15 protein-coding genes are annotated in these 16668 nt (G+C 71.8%); 7 read left to right on the top strand and 8 right to left on the bottom strand.

Going from position 1 to position 16668, the window contains the following annotated elements:
* Positions 1 to 358 precede the first annotated feature (358 nt).
* On the top strand, positions 359 to 871 hold the full coding sequence (locus OG711_RS16085) for a hypothetical protein (RefSeq protein WP_143201176.1): 513 nt from the start codon (positions 359 to 361) through the stop codon (positions 869 to 871).
* Positions 872 to 1135: 264 nt separating this feature from the next.
* Here the strand turns inward: OG711_RS16085 and OG711_RS16080 are convergent, their stop codons facing one another.
* Entirely contained in the window at positions 1136 to 2164 is a 1029-nt protein-coding gene (locus tag OG711_RS16080; protein WP_073783886.1) for an SGNH/GDSL hydrolase family protein, read from the bottom strand.
* A gap of 253 nt (positions 2165 to 2417) precedes the next feature.
* On the opposite strand from OG711_RS16080, the gene OG711_RS16075 reads away from it, so the two are divergent.
* Positions 2418 to 3809 (top strand): cystathionine beta-synthase, encoded by a 1392-nt coding sequence (locus OG711_RS16075; protein WP_073783888.1) that lies wholly within the window; start codon positions 2418 to 2420, stop codon positions 3807 to 3809.
* 415 nt (positions 3810 to 4224) lie between these two features.
* Here the strand turns inward: OG711_RS16075 and OG711_RS16070 are convergent, their stop codons facing one another.
* Positions 4225 to 4641 (bottom strand): hypothetical protein, encoded by a 417-nt coding sequence (locus OG711_RS16070; protein WP_329559558.1) that lies wholly within the window; start codon positions 4639 to 4641, stop codon positions 4225 to 4227.
* 437 nt (positions 4642 to 5078) lie between these two features.
* Positions 5079 to 5312, bottom strand: a complete 234-nt coding sequence (locus tag OG711_RS16065) for a helix-turn-helix domain-containing protein (protein ID WP_073783892.1) — start codon at positions 5310 to 5312, stop codon at positions 5079 to 5081.
* 266 nt (positions 5313 to 5578) lie between these two features.
* Here OG711_RS16065 and OG711_RS16060 point away from each other — a divergent pair, with 266 nt between their 5' ends.
* Both OG711_RS16060 and OG711_RS16055 read left to right on the top strand, forming a co-directional pair.
* Entirely contained in the window at positions 5579 to 6415 is an 837-nt protein-coding gene (locus OG711_RS16060) for a MurR/RpiR family transcriptional regulator (protein ID WP_266508788.1), read from the top strand.
* A gap of 454 nt (positions 6416 to 6869) precedes the next feature.
* Positions 6870 to 7418 carry a hypothetical protein gene (locus OG711_RS16055; protein ID WP_073783896.1) on the top strand — a complete coding sequence of 183 codons (549 nt, stop codon included), beginning with the start codon at positions 6870 to 6872 and terminating at the stop codon, positions 7416 to 7418.
* Positions 7419 to 7518: 100 nt separating this feature from the next.
* On the opposite strand, the gene OG711_RS16050 is transcribed toward OG711_RS16055, so the two are convergent.
* The 5 genes from OG711_RS16050 to OG711_RS16030 all read right to left on the bottom strand — a co-directional run bounded on the left by OG711_RS16050 (position 7519) and on the right by OG711_RS16030 (position 11926).
* The gene (locus OG711_RS16050; protein WP_073783898.1) at positions 7519 to 7893 is read right to left on the bottom strand and encodes a hypothetical protein; all 375 of its coding nucleotides are present in this window, start codon (positions 7891 to 7893) and stop codon (positions 7519 to 7521) included.
* Positions 7894 to 8153: 260 nt separating this feature from the next.
* A complete protein-coding gene (locus tag OG711_RS16045; protein WP_329563840.1) occupies positions 8154 to 8681 on the bottom strand; it encodes a roadblock/LC7 domain-containing protein in 528 nt (175 codons plus the stop codon).
* Positions 8682 to 8715: 34 nt separating this feature from the next.
* Positions 8716 to 9549, bottom strand: coding sequence for a transcriptional regulator (locus tag OG711_RS16040; RefSeq protein WP_329563838.1), 834 nt, complete (start codon positions 9547 to 9549; stop codon positions 8716 to 8718).
* A 176-nt stretch (positions 9550 to 9725) separates the two neighbouring features.
* Complete coding sequence (locus OG711_RS16035; protein WP_329559557.1) at positions 9726 to 10142, bottom strand: hypothetical protein; 417 nt, start codon at positions 10140 to 10142, stop codon at positions 9726 to 9728.
* 254 nt (positions 10143 to 10396) lie between these two features.
* A complete protein-coding gene (locus tag OG711_RS16030) occupies positions 10397 to 11926 on the bottom strand; it encodes a type III PLP-dependent enzyme domain-containing protein (RefSeq protein WP_329559556.1) in 1530 nt (509 codons plus the stop codon).
* 153 nt (positions 11927 to 12079) lie between these two features.
* Here OG711_RS16030 and hutU point away from each other — a divergent pair, with 153 nt between their 5' ends.
* Genes hutU through OG711_RS16015 form a run of 3 tightly spaced genes read left to right on the top strand, consistent with a single transcriptional unit; the run spans position 12080 to position 16562 of the window.
* Complete coding sequence (gene hutU / locus OG711_RS16025) at positions 12080 to 13738, top strand: urocanate hydratase (protein WP_329559555.1); 1659 nt, start codon at positions 12080 to 12082, stop codon at positions 13736 to 13738.
* Positions 13739 to 13749: 11 nt separating this feature from the next.
* On the top strand, positions 13750 to 14955 hold the full coding sequence (locus OG711_RS16020) for an allantoate amidohydrolase (protein WP_329563836.1): 1206 nt from the start codon (positions 13750 to 13752) through the stop codon (positions 14953 to 14955).
* The gene (locus tag OG711_RS16015; protein ID WP_329559554.1) at positions 14952 to 16562 is read left to right on the top strand and encodes a formimidoylglutamate deiminase; all 1611 of its coding nucleotides are present in this window, start codon (positions 14952 to 14954) and stop codon (positions 16560 to 16562) included. Before OG711_RS16020 ends, OG711_RS16015 begins: the two co-directional genes overlap by 4 nt.
* Positions 16563 to 16668: the final 106 nt, after the last annotated feature.

The following is a 16668-nucleotide window of genomic DNA, read 5'->3' as shown; positions in this document are numbered from 1 at the left end:
GCCGGCCGTGGACGGGGTGCTCCCTTCCGCCGCGGCTGGGGCGGCTCTCGTCCGCGGCGGTCGGCCCTCGTCCGTGGTTGTGGTTGTGGCTGTGGCGGTCGGCCCGTATCGGGCCCTCCGTACGCGATTCCCGCCCGATGGCGGACCGGGACCACCTCCGCGCCCGACCAGGAGCCCGCCGGATTCCGGGCGGAAATACGGGGATATGGGGCGGCCACCTCAGATCTTGCTGAAGTCCGGGTGTCCCGCCGCCCGCTGCTGACAGTGTCACGGCCCACGGCGAGGAACACGGGACGCCGCCCCGGTGGGGGGTGTCCCCGCCCCCTCGGCGTTCGACCCATCACGGAAGCGGGGAATCATGAGAAGAATCGTGCGGGGTGCACTCGTCCTGTCACTGGCCTCGGCGGGCACCATCGTCGTCGCGCAGCCCAGCTCGGCGGCCTGTGCTCCGGAGAAGCCCAGATTCACCCTGTCGGGCGCGAAGGCCAGCTACCGCCCGACCAACATCGCCAGCGACTTCATCCAGGGTCCGGGCCGGATCACGTACTCCAAGACCAAGACGGCCGAGGCGAGCTGGAGCGGGTCCGTGGGCATCGGCGGTGACATCGGTCCGATCGTCGCCAAGATGACCGCCTCCCTCGAAGGCTCCTACACCAGGGGCTGGAGCAAGGCGTCGACCTGGTCGTACTCGCTGGACATCGCCCGGGGCAAGACGCAGCGCATCCGGATGTACCACGCCTCCAAGAAGGTCAAGGTCACCAAGAAGACCTTCAACACGGGCCGGTGCACCTGGCGGACCGCGTACAGCAACAAGACAGTGGACGTGCCCAAGCGGCAGAACGTCAACGTGTGGAAGCGCGAGAACCTCTGACGCCGGGCCGCCGCCCCACCCCCGCGGGGCGGCGGCACCGCGTGTCCGTGCGGACCGCCCGGCAGCCTTGGCGCCCTGCCGGGTCTCCCCATCCGGGCCCTCCGGCGGCACGGGGGCCTGACGAGGCGCACCGGGCGCACCGGGACCACTGAGCCCGGTGCCGTCAGGCGCACTGAGCCCGGTGCCGTCAGGCCGGGGAACCGGGCTCAGTGCGCCTGGGGCAAGGGATCCAGCGGCCAGGGCCCAGAGGTCAGGGCCCAAGGGTCAGGACGCCGCCGGGGTCGAGTGGTCCGGGGCGGTGCCGTGGGTGTGGATCCGCCGGCGACGCCTCCGCTTGAGCAGTGCCCAGGGGCCCCGCGGGCCGCCCTGCGGCGCCGCCGTCACCTCCGTACCGCCCTCCGCCGCGGCCCGCACCGCGGCCCGCGCGACCGGCAGGAACCCCTCGTCGCGGGAGGCGTCCGGCCGCTCCTCCTCCGGCCACACCCCGAGCGCCGCGCACAGCGTGGGCAGCACGGCCATCGCGGCGGTGGCGTACCCCTCGGCGGAGGGGTGGAAGTTGTCGGGCCCGAAGAGCTCCCTGGGGTTCGCCGCGAACTCCGGCCCCAGCAGATCCCCCAGCGACACCGTCCGCCCGCCCTGCTCCACGGCCCCGATGGTCTGCGCGGCGGCGAGCTGGCGTGAGGTGCGCCGCGCGATCCAGCTCAGCGGCTGGTACACCGGCTCGATCGTCCCGAGGTCGGGGCACGTCCCGACGACCACCTCCGCCCCCGCGGTCCGCAGCCTGCGCACCGCCGTCGACAGACAGCGGACGGACCTGGTGGGCGGGATGCGATGGGTGACGTCGTTCGCCCCGATCATGATCACGCAGACGTCCGGGACCCAGGACGGATCACCGACGACCAGCCCGACCTGGCGCTCCAGATCGTCCGACCGCGCCCCCGGCAGCGCCACCGTCCGCAGCTCGACCGGCCGTTCGGCCACCGCCGCGAGCCCCGACGCCATCAGCGCGCCGGGCGTCTCACGGGCCCGGTGCACGCCCTGCCCGGCCGCCGTGGAGTCCCCGAGCATCGCGAACCGCAGCGGCTCGGCCCCGCCCGCGAGCCCCGCCCCGTACAGGCCGTCGGCACGCGGCGGCGCGGGCGCGTGGTCACCCCCGCTGTTGCCCACCCGCCGCTTCGCCAGCCGCACCTCGGCCAGCACCACACCGACCGTCGCCACACCCAGCAGGCCGATACCGCCACCGCCGTACGCGGCGCCCGCGGCGATCCGCCGTGCCACCCTCGCCCTCGACATACGTCGCAGCCACCTCCTTCGAGCCGTACATCCACTCCTTGCCCCGTCGGGGCGGTCGGTCAATCGCCGGTCGCGGGTGAACGCGCGGGGGCCGAACGGCGGCGGTACCCGCCGCGCTCCCGGCCCGCCCGGGGCCGTCCGGGATCTTCCCGGCGCGTCGCACGCACGGGAGACCCGTGAGGGGCTACGGGCCGGTAGGGGGCCGTAGGCTGAGGTCAACCCTCAATCCTTACTTCGCAGCCCGGAGACAACGGTGCACTTCCACGACTCGATGATCAGCCTCGTCGGCAACACCCCGCTGGTACGTCTCAACAACGTCTCCGACGGAATCCAGGCGACGGTGCTGGCGAAGGTCGAGTACTTCAACCCCGGCGGTTCCGTGAAGGACCGCATCGCCCTGCGCATGATCGAGGCCGCCGAGGAGAGCGGCGCCCTTCAGCCGGGCGGCACCATCGTGGAGCCGACCAGCGGGAACACCGGCGTCGGCCTGGCGATCGTGGCCCAGCAGAAGGGCTACAAGTGCGTCTTCGTCTGCCCTGACAAGGTCTCCACGGACAAGATCAACGTACTGCGCGCATACGGCGCCGAGGTCGTGGTCTGCCCCACCGCCGTCGACCCCGAGCACCCGGACTCGTACTACAACGTCTCCGACCGGCTGGTCCGTGAGACCCCCGGTGCCTGGAAGCCCGACCAGTACAGCAACCCGCAGAACCCCCTCTCCCACTACCACTCCACGGGCCCTGAGCTCTGGGAGCAGACCGAGGGGCGGATCACGCACTTCGTCACCGGGGTCGGCACCGGCGGGACGATCTCCGGTACGGGCCGCTACCTCAAGGACGCCAGCGACGGCCGGGTCAAGGTCATCGGCGCGGACCCCGAGGGCTCCGTCTACTCCGGCGGCTCCGGGCGCCCGTACCTGGTGGAGGGCGTCGGCGAGGACTTCTGGCCCACGGCGTACGACCGGACGGTCGCCGACGAGATCGTGCCCGTGTCCGACAAGGACTCCTTCCAGATGACCCGCCGCCTCGCCAAGGAGGAGGGTCTCCTGGTGGGCGGCTCGTGCGGGATGGCGGTCGTGGCCGCGCTGCGGGTCGCCGAGCGGCTCGGCCCCGACGACGTCGTGGTCGTGCTGCTGCCCGACAGCGGCCGGGGATACCTCTCCAAGATCTTCAACGACGAGTGGATGGCGGACTACGGCTTCCTGGAGGACACCGGCCCCTCCGCCCGGGTCGCGGACGTCCTGCGCGACAAGGAGGGCGCCCTGCCCTCGCTCGTGCACATGCACCCCGACGAGACGGTCGGCGAGGCCATCGAGGTCCTGCGGGAGTACGGCGTCTCCCAGATGCCGATCGTGAAGCCCGGCGCCGGTCACCCCGACGTGATGGCCGCCGAGGTCGTCGGCTCGGTCGTCGAACGCGAACTGCTGGACGCGCTCTTCACCCAGCGCGCTTCCCTCACCGACCCGCTGGAGAAGCACATGTCCGCGCCGCTGCCGCAGGTCGGCTCCGGCGAGCCGGTCGCCGACCTGATGTCCGTCCTCGGTACCGCCGACGCCGCGATCGTTCTCGTCGAGGGCAAGCCCACGGGTGTCGTCAGCCGTCAGGACCTCCTCACCTTCCTCGCCAAGGCGGGCGGCAAGCAGTAGCCGCAGTGCCGCAGCGGTGTGCTGTGTGCCGTGGGCCGGAGTTCGTGCAAGTGGTACGCGTACGACACGTCGGCGCAGCACGTGCTTAACACCGGTGCGGCAGATTGGTGGGTGCCGGAGGGGTGGGAGCGGCTCCCCACCCCGAACCGGCAGCGAACGGCGCCTTGGACCTCCGGAGCGGCTCCCGGACCTCCCTGGACGCCAAGGACGTGCGGCCCGGCCCTGACCCGGCCCCGCGTCCCCCGCGGGGACCGCCGTCGTCCCGCCCCCCTTCACGGGGGTGCCGGCGGTCCCCGCGCAACGCTCGTCCCCGGCTCGCCCCCGTACCTCGTCCCCGTACCCCGTGCCCTGTCCTGGGGTGTCCCGTCGCGCCGCTCCCGCCACGCCTTCCGGACGGTCGGCGCCTCCGGGGCCGCTACGCCTCCCAGTCCGTCGCTGTCTTCTCCTCGCGGCCCCGCAGGCGCCACGGCCAGGTCGAGTGGACCGCGTTGACCCCGGCGATCCCCGCCCAGGTGACGATGAGCCCCGGCAGTCCGGCGTTGACCACGCCTATCGCGGACAGGGGTATCGCGAGGATGAGCGTCACCATGGCGAACCCGAAGCGGTCGCCCCAGGTGTCCGGACCGCTCGGGCTGCTCGGGCCCCGGGCCACGACCATCTGCTGCTCGGCGAGCTGCCGCCGGACCCTGCGGTCCACGGCGGAGTCGACTCGTTGCTCGATCTTTTCCAGGAACGAGTCCACGAAAGCGGATTCGTACTCGGCGCCGAGGTCCCTTCCTGCCTGCAGGGTGGCGTCGAGTTCCTTCTTGAAGTCGGCATCGCGGGCGTCCATGCCTCAACGGTACGGAGCGGACCGTGCCCGCACACTGGGGACAACCCCACTCTTCCGTTGAGGTTCTCCGCAGGTGAGGTTTCCCGCAGGTGAGGTTCCCCGCAGGGCGGTGGGTGAGGACATGCGGGAGAGAGGCACGTGCGGTGTGCGGTGGCTACCGTCGTTGCTGACCGTCCGACCGCCGGTCCCGGATGCGTGGTGACCAGCCACGCGGTTCATGGACTGGGCCGTACCCCCTCGGCCCACTCCCTCTGAATCCGGTACTGCGGTACTGCGGTACTGCGGTGTTGCTGTGTTGCTGTGTTGCTTCACTGCTTTCCTGCGGTACTGCGGGCTGCGCTACTGCTTCGTACTGCTTATTCGGTCGGACAGTGATCTCCGTGGATCACCCGGTGTCCGCTCGGCCGGCCCGTTCCCCCACGGTCCGAAGCCTGCTGTCACACCGGCACCTGATGTGTGTCGACCACTTCGTACACGCCCAGTTCCTGGGCGCGGGCCCCGAGGGCCACCCTGCCGTTGACCTCCCAACGTTTCATCAGGTCGTGCACCCTGCGCTGGACCGTGCGGTGCCCCACACACAGACGACGCGCGACAGCGGCGTCGTCCAGTCCTTCGTGCAGCAGGCGCAGGATGCGGATCTCCGTTTCGGTTGCTTCTTGTATGACGGTCACTCTGCTCCCCGTGTGACGATCGATGGTCAGCGATAGCCGCAATCCACTCTAAGAACCACGCATCCCTCTTGGCAGGCCCACAATTTCCACCAAAGGTAAGTAAAGGGGCGGTCTAGGTGGCGCAATTGCGCCAGCCGCCCTTTGGCCCTATTGCCGACCACGCGCCGACGCCACCACCCCGTGCATACCGCCATGCAGAGACCGGCGATCCTGAATAGATTGAGCGGACGTGAGCGGCGCGGACGCCGGTGAAGGGGGACGAGGGCATGGGCGAGAGCACGGCGACGCGATTGCGGCAGCTCTTCGAGGGGCACCGGCTCACACCGACGCAGCGGCGCATCGCCCACTGCCTGGTCCGCAGGTCCGCCGAAGCGCCCTTCCTGTCCAGTGTGGAACTGGCCGAACTCGCCGGGGTCAGCCAACCGTCGGTCACCCGCTTCGCGGTCGCCCTCGGCTTCGACGGCTACCCCGCCCTCCGGCGCCGGCTGCGCGAGATCGCCCCGCCGGACGCCCGGCCCGACGCGTCCGACCACAACGCCTACCAGCAGGCCGTGGCCGCCGAGATCGAGAACCTGCGACAGCTCGCCGACCTGCTCGCCGACCCCGCACCGGTCCGCCGGGCCGGGAACCTGCTCGCCACCTCCCGTCCGCTGCCCGTCCTCGGACTCCGCGCCGCGGCCGCCCAGGCGTACGGCTTCGCCTACTTCGCGGCGAAGGTGCACCCCGATGTCCGGCTCCTGGACGAGGGCGGCTCGATGCTTCCCGACCGACTCGACCGCGCTGTGCGGGCCGGGGCCACCACCTTGCTCTGCTTCGCACTGCCCCGGCATCCCCGTGAGACCGTCGACGCCCTTGAGTACGCGCGGGGCGCGGGCCTGTCCGTCGTCACCGTCGCGGACAGCGCCTTCGCTCCCGTGGCCGCTTTGTCCGACGTACTGCTGCCCGCCGCGGTCGGTACTGGCCTGGCCTTCGACACGGCCTGCGCCCCGATGCTCCTCGGCCGAGTACTGCTGGAGGCGATGTGCGACGCCCTGCCCGACGCCCAGGCCAGCCTGGAGGACTTCGACTCACGCGCGGCGTCCCGCGGCCTCTTCGCGGAATAGGTCACGGAGCCGGGAATCCAGTCCACCGGGATTCAGCTCAAGGGAAACCAGCTCAACCGGATCCAGCCGAAGGGAATCCGTTCCGCATGTCCTCATGACGTACTCAGAAACCGCGGGTAGCCTCCCTGTCCGCCAGGAGGGTGGTGCGTGAGCGGTCGGTGGCCGTCGGCACGGAGGGTGCCGGACACCTGTGGGCGCTCCCCGGACCACCGTCACCTGCGCGAATCGCTCAAGCGGACACCTGAGGACAGCCGCGGATCGGGAGGCGGACATGGCGCGCGAGGCGAACAGCGGACGGAACGGCAGACAGGACGAGGGAGAGCAAGGCGGCCCGGGAACCCAGGGCGGTAGCCGCGGCCAAAGCGGTCGACGCGGTCGCGGCGGTCAGCGTGGCCAAGGCGCCCAACGCGGCCAGGGCGGTCAGCGCGCCCATGGCGGGTACGGCCTCGCCAGGGTGGCCGTGGTCGTACGGGCGGGTGCCGCGCCGATGTGGTGGGCCGGTGTGCTCGCCGCCTCTGTCGGACTTCTCGTGCCCGGCCTGACCGGACGCCGTATCGGGGTCCTCGCGGGGATCGCCCTGTTCCTGATCACCGCCGCGGCCGTCGGCCGGACCGGCCTCGCACGCCACAGGGCATCGGCCGGGAGCGCCACACGCGCGGGACGCCACGATGTGCTCCAGGACCGGGCCGTGACTCTCCGGGTCTGGCGGCGCGGCCACCGCTGGTGGCTCGCCCTCGCGTTCCTCGTCGCGGTCGGCGCGTCCTTCGCGGTGCCGGCCGCCCCCGGGATGGTGCTCGCCGGGATCGGCGTCGGACTCCGGCTCAAGGCGGCATCGATCGGACGCCGCGAGAGCGACGACGGCGCGTTGCTCTGGGTGCGCGCCGATCAGCTGAACGCCCGGGGCGGACGGCCCGCCGGACCGGCCGTGACGGAGTACCGCACCACGGGCCCGGCGGCGGGCGACGCCTCCCCGGGCGGGGCGCGACGCCGCGTCACCGTCTGAACCACCGTGCGGGCATCGGCCGACCCGTCAGATCGGCCGGTCGGGCCGGTCGGGCCGGTCAGGCCGTCCGTCAGGGTGGCCCCGCCGGATCAGCGCCGGATCAGACCTCCAGCTCCGCCTCGATACGGCGCAGCTGGTGGCGTGCCATCGCCAGGTTGGAGCGGTCCTTGTCGAGGGCCAGGTACAGGAACAGTCCCGTGTGGCCGCGCGTCTTGATAAGGCGGATCAGGTGGTACTGGGTGCCGAGGGTGATCAGGATGTCCTCGATCTCGTCCTTCAGGCCCAGGAGTTCCATGGTGCGCAGCTTGGACCGGACGACATCGGTGTTCCCGGCGGCGGCGACCGCGAGGTCGAACTCCTTGCTGCCGCCTATCGTGCCGAGCGCCATACCGCTGGTGTAATCGACCAGGGCCGCGCCGATCACTCCCGCGATCGAGGTCGTCGCGTCCTTGAGTGCGGTCTCGGTGTTGCTCATGGGGACGTTGCTCCTTGTTTCCGGGGGGTTCGGCGGGTTCGGTGTGCGCACTCGGCGCTGTGGTGTGCTGGTGTCGTCCGGGGCTTGGGTGTCCCGGTCCCCGGTTGTCCTCAAAGGCGGCCCCGGTGACCTAAATGACCCAATTGCCCGGCTAGACTCCGTGACCTAGTTGACCTAGTTGACCTAGTTGACCTAGTTGACCTAGTTGACCTAGTTGACCTAGTTGACCTAGTTGACCTAGTCGACCTAGTTGGGCGCCGTCATGTGCCGCCCCGGGCGCCGCTCGCTCCTGGCCGTCTGACCGGAATCGGCACCGGCGCCGGCGGGCCGACCGGGCGGGGCGGGATGGCAGGGACGGGAGGCGTCGCCGCGGCGGACGCGTCGACGAGTTCACCGATCACGGTGCTGGACCGGCGTGCCTCCAGATGGAGCCGCCCGACGTTCACACGGGGTTCGGCGAGCACGGTGAGCACCGCGTGGGCGCCCGCCGCGTAGGTGGCCACATATCCGTCGGCGCCGCGTACCAGCAGTTCGCGGAAGTGGCCCTGCCCGGTGGTCTCGGTGAGTCGGCTGCCCACGCCGAGCGCGGCGGCCGTGAGCGCGGCGACCGCCTCGGCCTCGTTCTCGGCGGCGTCCTGCGCGAGTACGAGTCCGTCGACGCTGGCGGCCAGGACGCCGGTGACCTGGGGAACCCGGCTCCGCAGGCGCCGCAGCTCACCGAGCAGTTCGGCTTCGGCGATCATCAGTTGTCTCCTCTCGGCGCGTTGCCGGAGCGGGAAGAGCCTCATGAGGCCGGGCAACGGAGGTCCATGGGGCGGGCGTTCACAGCTGGGCCTCCAAGGCATCACGGAGCCGGCGGAGAAAGACGATGTCGGGGTCGTCGTCGGCGGGCCGCGACGAGCGGCCGTCCCGGGGGAGCACGGGGGAGAGCGGTCGTACCGCGGGCAGTGGGTGCGCGGCCGGTCGGCCCCGGTGTGGCGGGGTCGCGGTGGCCGTGCCAGGGCCGGTCGGCCCGTCGTACGGGGAGGGCGCGGGTTCGACGAGGCCTGCGGCGGCCAGCCGGTGTATCTCGATCAGGGTGTGGAACGCCGGGCGGCCGAGCGTCCACGCGATGGCGGACGGGGTGCGGACGCCGTCAGCGAGCAGCAGCACGGCCCGCAGCCTTGACGGGACCCGCTGATCCGCTGGGGGGCGTCGCCGGACCGTCGGGGCCGTGTCGGCCCCGGGCCAGACCCCTGCGCAGGCCAGCAGCGCGCGCCGCCGCCGGGACTCCCGTGCGACGGCCTGTACGGGGACCCGCTGGACGTGGCCCAGCCAGTGCCCGGCGCCCGGGCGGAACCGGGTCGGGCCGGTCGTCGGCCCGAGCGCGAAATAGGCCGCGTCGAAGAGCGCTCCGAGATGGCACAACTGGAGGGCGCCCTCCGTGAGTCCGCCGCTGTCGACCAGGTACCGGGCCACCTGGCCGAGGGCGCCCGCCCGGTCGACGGCCTCCTGCCAGCGTTCGGGTGCGAGGGCGCCGCTCGCGGTGAGGAGGACATCGAGGCCAGGGGCGGCGGGACTCTCGGCGTGGACGACCTGGCCGTCATGCAGATAGAGGACACCGTGGTCACGAATGAGGACACCGGTGGCCGCTTCCCGCGCCAGTCGCGTGAGCATGGCGGACGGGGTGGCGGCGGTGTCCCGGGCGGACTCGTGCGTGGTGTTGTCCTCCTGTGCGGTGCGCGGTGGCCGTGGGGCCCGGGGCGCGTCCGGTTCGTCCGTCGTGCCGCGCTCCGGCGGGGGCGCGGGGTCCACCGGGACGGGTTCTGTCGGCCGCTTCATGGTGGCGGTCCTCATCCCAGCACCAGACGTTCCGCGAGACCGCGCAGCCGGATACGGGCCAGCGCCAGATTGCCGGTCTCGCGGTCCAGCCACAGGTACAGGAAGACACTGGAGTCGAATGTCGTCTCCACGAAATGGATCAGATGGAAGGCCGTTCTCGTGGTGACCATCAGGTCCTCGACGGCGGGGAGCCCGGCGGGCTCGGGCAGGTCCCCGAGAGGCGTCCCGTGGTCGTCCGGGGTGAACACGCTGTACTCGGCCGCGGCGCGTGCCATCTCGGCGGTTTCCACCGCTGTCGCCTCGTGGTCGCCGCCTGCGGACTCCCCGACGGAACCGAGGGCGAGACCGCTGGTCCAGTCGACGATGGCCGCGCCCCGCGCGCCGGGCAGTGTCATCGCTTCCAGCAGGCACGCGTCGATTCCGGGCACGCCGCTTCCCTCCGCTCGGTCCGTGCGGGCGTTCGTCCATCAGTTCAGGGTGTCGCCCGTCCCGGTGGCCGGGACGCTACGCAACGCATCCACATCTGTGGGGCGGTCCGACGTTTTCCAGAGCAACCTGCACGAGAATGATTGATTCTGATCACGGAAAGAGGGAGTCCGGTCGAATGGTGAAAGGAAAGCTTCGTATGGGAGGGGTGAAGTGGTGCGTGGGTGGCGTGGGTGACTCCCGCGCCCGGCGCTCGCTAGAAGTCGAGCGCCTTCGTGTGCGCCCCGCCCGCCTCCGCGACGACCTCGGCGATCGTCTGCGCGGTCCGTACCGTCGCGAAACTCACCCCCAAGGGTGACGCGTCGTCATCGGCGTCCGAGGGCGTGGTGATCCGATCCGGTCCCGGACGGTCCGAATCGGTCAGGAAGCCATGGACGGCGGGCCGCGCGAGCGAGTTGTACGCGTAGTGATGCGCGAAGTAGTACGCCCCGGTGTCCAGGGCGGCGATGTGGTCACCCGGGGCCAGGCGGGGGAGCGGGCGCCCCTCGGCCAGCAGGTCGCCCGCGAAACACGCGGGGCCCGCGATGTCCTGGGGCTCGACGGGCGTGGTGCGTGGCCGTCCCCGCTCGTCGTACGCGGCGATCCGCAACGGCCACTGCGCGGGCGCGTAGACCGTACGGGCGGCGATCTGCGCCCCCGCGTGGGTGACCGCGATCCGCCGTCCGCCCGCCGACTTGGTGTACTCGACCCTGGCCAGTACGAAGCCGTGCTTGGCCAGCAGGGACCGCCCGAACTCCGTGACCAGTCCGTACCGGCCGTCGAACAGCTCCGGCACTTCGCGGGCGAGCAGCCGCGCGTAGCGCGCGAACGTCGGCGTCTGCGTGTCCGACGTGAAGTCGACGGGCAGCCCGCCACCGATGTCGATCGTGTCGACCCGCCGGTGTCCCGCGCGCGCGTTGATCTCCTCGGCGAGCGCGTATGTCTCCGCCACGCCCTGGACCATGAGAGCGAGCGGCACGCCCTGGGAGCCCGTATGGGTGTGCAGCCGGGTGAGCCACGGCCGGGCGAGGAAGGCGCGCACGACGCGCTCCCGTGCGCCCGGGTCCTTCAGCGCGACCCCGAACTTGGAGGTCGGGGTCGCGGTGGACAGCGCGTCGATCGAGCCGCCGCCGATCTGCGGGTTCACCCGGAGCCCCAGCGGCGGCAGCCGCCGCGCGCCGTCGGGCTCCCCGTCCGCTTCGGGGGTGTCCGCTGCGATCGTCATACCGGTCAGGGCCGCGACCAGGGCGTCGAGCCGGGCGAGTTCCTGGAAGTTGTCCGCGTTGACCGCGATACCGAGGGTCAGCGCCTCACGGAGTTCGGCCTCGGTCTTCGCGGGGGAGTCGAGGACCGTGTGCCGGGCGGTGACCCCGGCGGCCCGCGCCAGGGCCAGCTCGCCGGGGCTGGCGACCTCCGCGCCGACGCCTTCGTCCCGCAGCAGCCGCAGGACCGGGACCAGGGGCGCGGCCTTCACCGCGAACGTGTGCAGGACGGGGGTGCCCGGGGCGACGACCTCGGCGAAGGCGTTCCGCAGGTCTCTGACCCCCGCCCGGATGCCCACCACGTCCAGCAGAGCCGCGATCGGCTCCTGGGCACTCACCAGCCCCCGCGCCACGGCCGCCCGTACGGCGGTGTCCCTGCGGGCGGCGGAGGCCGGTCCGTCGGCGGCGGAGGGGTTCTCGTCGGGGTGACCGGAGGGGCGGCCGGAGGGGCGGTCGGTGTACGGGTGCGCTTCGCGTTCCGTCATGCGTTCCAGCGAACCATGCGGACAGCGGGACCGGCACGGTGTCCTGAACGGGCCGACCTATTGACTGGCTCTATTCATAAGATCAGGATGTGAATGGAATCGACAACACAGGGCTCGCGACATCCGGCGGCACCGCCCCCGAGGAGGCAGACCATGTCAGGACCCCGCCCCGTACGAGCACCACGAGGTACGGAACTGAGTGCCCTGGGATGGCCGCAGGAAGCCGCTCTGCGGATGCTCCAGAACAACCTCGACCCGGAAGTGGCCGAACACCCAGACGAGCTCGTCGTCTATGGCGGCACCGGTAAAGCGGCCAGGGACTGGAACTCCTTCGATGCGATGGTCCGCACCCTGCGGACCCTCAAACAGGACGAGACCATGCTCGTCCAGTCCGGCCGTCCCGTCGGGGTCATGACGACCCACGAATGGGCACCACGTGTCCTCATCGCCAACTCCAACCTCGTCGGCGACTGGGCCAACTGGGAGGAGTTCCGCCGCCTCGAAGCCCTCGGACTCACCATGTACGGCCAGATGACGGCGGGATCCTGGATCTACATCGGCACCCAGGGCATCCTCCAGGGCACGTACGAGACCTTCGCGGCCGTCGCGGCCAAACGGTTCGGCGGCACACTCGCCGGGACCATCACCCTCACCGCCGGCCTCGGCGGCATGGGCGGCGCCCAGCCCCTCGCGGTCACCATGAACGACGGCGTGGCCATCTGCGTCGACTGCGACCCGCGTGCCATCGAGCGACGCATCGAGCACCGCTACCTCGATGTCCGCGCCGACTCCCCGGAACACGCCCTCCAGCTCGCCGTCGAGGCCAGGGACGCCCGCCGCCCGCTCTCCATCGGCCTGCTCGGCAACGCGGCCGACCTGCTGCCCCGGCTGCTCGCCGAAGGCGCCCCGATCGACATCGTCACCGACCAGACCTCCGCCCACGACCCCCTCGCCTACCTCCCGCAGGGCGTCGACCTCGCGGACATGGCGACGTACGCGGAGCAGAAGCCCGCCGAGTTCACCGCCCGCGCGCGGGAGTCGATGGCCCGCCATGTGGAGGCGATGGTCGGCTTCATGGACGCGGGCGCCGAGGTGTTCGACTACGGCAACAGCATCCGCGGCGAGGCCAAGCTCGCGGGATACGAGCGCGCGTTCGCGTTCCCCGGCTTCGTCCCGGCCTATATTCGGCCGCTGTTCAACGAGGGCAAGGGGCCCTTCCGGTGGGCGGCCCTGTCCGGTGACCCCAAGGACATCGCGGCCACCGACCGAGCCATCCTCGACCTCTTTCCCGAGAACGAGTCACTGCGCCGCTGGATCACCCTCGCGGGTGAACGCGTCCACTTCCAGGGACTGCCCGCCCGCATCTGCTGGCTCGGCTACGGCGAACGTGACCGCGCGGGCGAACGGTTCAACGACATGGTCGCGAGCGGCGAACTCGCCGCCCCGCTCGCCATCGGACGCGACCATCTCGACTGCGGCTCCGTGGCCTCCCCCTACCGCGAGACCGAGGCCATGCTCGACGGCTCCGACGCCATCGCCGACTGGCCGCTGCTCAACGCCATGGTCAACGTCGCCTCCGGCGCCTCCTGGGTCTCCCTGCATCACGGCGGCGGCGTCGGCATGGGCCGCTCGATCCACGCCGGCCAGGTCACCGTCGCCGACGGCACGCCCCTCGCGGGCGAGAAGATCCGCCGTGTCCTCACCAACGACCCCGGTATGGGCGTGATCCGCCATGTGGACGCCGGGTACGAGAAGGCACGGCAGGTCGCCGACGAACGCGGTGTACGGGTGCCGATGGAGGAAGGCCAGTGACCCTCCAGGAGATGTGGCGGGACCTCGCCCCGCTCGGCCGGGACCCCCGCACCGGCGGCTACCGCCGCTACGCCTGGACCTCCGCCGACGCCGAGTGCCGCGCGTGGTTCCGCGCCCAGGCCGCGGCACGCGGTCTCACCCACGAGACCGACCGCAACGGCAACCAGTGGGCCTGGCTCGGTGACCCCGCGCGCGGGGACGCCGTCGTGACCGGCTCCCATCTGGACTCCGTCCCCGACGGAGGCCCCTTCGACGGCCCCCTCGGCGTCGTGTCGGCGTTCGCCGCGCTGGACGAACTCCGCCGCAGGGGGGCGGAGTTCTCCCGACCGCTGGCGATCGTCAACTTCGGCGACGAGGAGGGCGCCCGTTTCGGGCTGGCGTGCGTCGGCTCACGCCTCACCGCGGGGCGGCTCACCCGCGAGCAGGCGTTCGCACTGCGCGACCCGGACGGCGTGTCCCTCCCCGCGGCCATGGAGGCCGCCGGACACGACCCCGAGGCGATCGGCGCCGACCCGGACCGGCTGGCCGGTATCGGCGCCTTCGTCGAACTCCATGTGGAACAGGGCCGGTCGCTCGACCTGTCCGGTGACCCCGTCGGCGTCGCGTCCGCCATCTGGCCGCACGGCCGCTGGCGCTTCGACTTCCGCGGCGAGGCCAACCACGCGGGGACCACCCGGCTCGCCGACCGCCGGGACCCGATGCTCCCCTACGCGGAGACCGTTCTCGCCGCCCGCAGATCCGCGCGGCTCGCGGGCGCGGTCGCCACCTTCGGCAAGGTGACCGTCGAGCCCAACGGCGTCAACGCCATCCCGTCCCTGGTCAGGGGCTGGCTCGACTCCCGCGCCGCCGACCAGTCCACGCTGGACACCGTGGTCGGGGCGATCGAGGAGGCGGCTCGTGACCACGCGGTCCGCCATGGCGTGGACCTCGCCGTCGTCCGTGAGTCCTTCACCCCGGTCGTGGACTTCGAGGACGCCTTGCGTGACGAGTTGTCCCATATCCTCACCCGCGACGGCAGCCGCCGCCCGATCCCCGTCCTCGGTACCGGGGCGGGACACGACGCCGGAATCCTGTCCGCTTCGGTACCGACGGCGATGCTGTTCGTACGGAACCCCACGGGCGTGTCCCATTCCCCGGCCGAGCACGCGACCGAGGACGACTGCCTGACGGGGGTGGCCGCGCTCGCCGACGTACTGGAGGGACTGGCGTGCCGATGACGGACGACACAGCGGCCATGACGGCCATGAGGGCCACGGCGGCCACGAAGAGGACAGCGGCCACCAATAGGTCACCCGACACGCCCGACACCCCCGGCCCGTCCGATCCACCCGACGCGCCTCGCCTCGCGGCCACCAAGAGGACAACGTCGGACACCAATAGGTCGACCAGGTCGATCAGGACAGCGTCCAGCACCAGATCGACGAACACCACGGCCACCACCAGGACAGCGGACGCGGCAGCAGGACACCCGGGCCCGACCGACACCTACTGGCTTGAGCACGCGTGGCTGGAGCCGACGGTGGAACCGGGTGTGCTGCTGGAGGTGCACCCGGCGGACGGCCGGATCGGGGCGGTACGGACCGGGGTGGACTCACCTCCCCCCGGGGCGGAGGTGCTGCGGGGGCTGACCCTGCCGGGACTCGCGAACACGCACTCGCACGCCTTCCACCGGGCGCTGCGGGGCACGGTCCAGGCGGGGACAGGCACGTTCTGGACGTGGCGTGACCTGATGTACTCGGTCGCGGACCGGTTGAACCCGCAGACCTATCACGACCTTGCGCGCGCGGTGTACGCGGAGATGGCGCTCGCGGGGATCACCGTCGTGGGGGAGTTCCACTATCTGCATCACGCCCCGGGCGGTGCGCGATACACGGACCCCAACGCGATGGGTGAGGCGCTGATCGCGGCGGCCGGGGAGGCGGGAGTGCGGCTGACGTTGCTGGACACGGCGTACATGTCCTCCGGCTTCGGGGCCGCGCCCGACCACCACCAGCTCCGCTTCTCCGACGGTACGGCGGACAGCTGGGCGGAGCGGGCAGAGGCGCTGCGCGACGGGCCACGGGTACGGATCGGCGCGGCGGTCCATTCGGTACGGGCGGTCCCCGCCGACCAGCTCGGTACCGTCGCGGACTGGGCGCGGGCCCGGCGGGCCCGTCTGCATGTCCATCTGTCGGAGCAGCCCGCTGAGAACGAGGCCTGCCTCCGCGCCCACGGCCGCACCCCGGCCCAGCTGCTCGCGGACCACGGGGTCCTGGGTCCCGCGACCACGGGCGTCCACAACACGCACCTCACCGCCGAGGACATCGCCCTGATCGGGGCCTCCGGTACCGGGACCTGTATGTGTCCTACTACGGAACGGGATCTCGCGGACGGCATCGGACCGGCGAAGGAGCTTCAGTCGGCGGGTTCACCGCTGTCCCTGGGCTCCGACAGCCACGCCGTGATCGACCTGCTGGAGGAGGCCCGCGCCCTGGAGCTGAACGAGCGCCTGCGGACACGTATCCGTGGACATTGGACGACCGGCGCGCTGCTCCGCGCGGCTACGTCGAACGGGTACGAGGCCCTGGGGTGGCCCGAGGGCGGTGCCCTTGTCGCGGGTGGACCGGCGGACTTCACCACCGTCGCCCTGGACACGGTGCGCACAGCCGGTCCGCCGGTGCGGCTCGCGGCGGAGGCGGCCGTGTTCGCCGGGTCGGCGGCGGACGTCCGGCACACGGTGGTCGGGGGGCGGCATGTGGTGCGGGACGGTGCGCACACCCTGGTCCCGGATGTGGCCGGCGCGCTCACGCGGGCGGTCGCCGCGCTGAACCGTGAGGCCGATTAGGACACGTGGCGTGCGTAGTTGTCCGCATTCCTGAGTGGGCGCATTGCGGCCATGCGGCCATTGAGGACAGCGGGTGACCGGATCGCTTACGGACCTGGTGGCGGAC

The sequence above is a fragment of the Streptomyces uncialis genome (assembly GCF_036250755.1).
Lineage (GTDB): Bacteria > Actinomycetota > Actinomycetes > Streptomycetales > Streptomycetaceae > Streptomyces > Streptomyces uncialis.
Note: the sequence above shows the minus strand (reverse complement) of the source record. Positions and strands in the feature narration are given on the sequence as shown.

What these genes read in the sequence shown, in the direction of transcription:
- OG711_RS16070 (WP_329559558.1), bottom strand. Translation starts at nt 4,641, where the DNA reads ATGGACGCCCGCGATGCCGACTTCAAGAAGGAACTCGACGCCACCCTG.
- OG711_RS16045 (WP_329563840.1), bottom strand. Translation starts at nt 8,681, where the DNA reads ATGAGGCTCTTCCCGCTCCGGCAACGCGCCGAGAGGAGACAACTGATG.
- OG711_RS16040 (WP_329563838.1), bottom strand. Translation starts at nt 9,549, where the DNA reads ATGCTCACGCGACTGGCGCGGGAAGCGGCCACCGGTGTCCTCATTCGT.
- OG711_RS16060 (WP_266508788.1), top strand. Translation starts at nt 5,579, where the DNA reads ATGGGCGAGAGCACGGCGACGCGATTGCGGCAGCTCTTCGAGGGGCAC.
- OG711_RS16020 (WP_329563836.1), top strand. Translation starts at nt 13,750, where the DNA reads ATGTGGCGGGACCTCGCCCCGCTCGGCCGGGACCCCCGCACCGGCGGC.
- OG711_RS16080 (WP_073783886.1), bottom strand. Translation starts at nt 2,164, where the DNA reads ATGTCGAGGGCGAGGGTGGCACGGCGGATCGCCGCGGGCGCCGCGTAC.
- OG711_RS16015 (WP_329559554.1), top strand. Translation starts at nt 14,952, where the DNA reads ATGACGGACGACACAGCGGCCATGACGGCCATGAGGGCCACGGCGGCC.
- OG711_RS16085 (WP_143201176.1), top strand. Translation starts at nt 359, where the DNA reads ATGAGAAGAATCGTGCGGGGTGCACTCGTCCTGTCACTGGCCTCGGCG.
- OG711_RS16030 (WP_329559556.1), bottom strand. Translation starts at nt 11,926, where the DNA reads ATGACGGAACGCGAAGCGCACCCGTACACCGACCGCCCCTCCGGCCGC.
- OG711_RS16050 (WP_073783898.1), bottom strand. Translation starts at nt 7,893, where the DNA reads ATGAGCAACACCGAGACCGCACTCAAGGACGCGACGACCTCGATCGCG.
- hutU (WP_329559555.1), top strand. Translation starts at nt 12,080, where the DNA reads ATGTCAGGACCCCGCCCCGTACGAGCACCACGAGGTACGGAACTGAGT.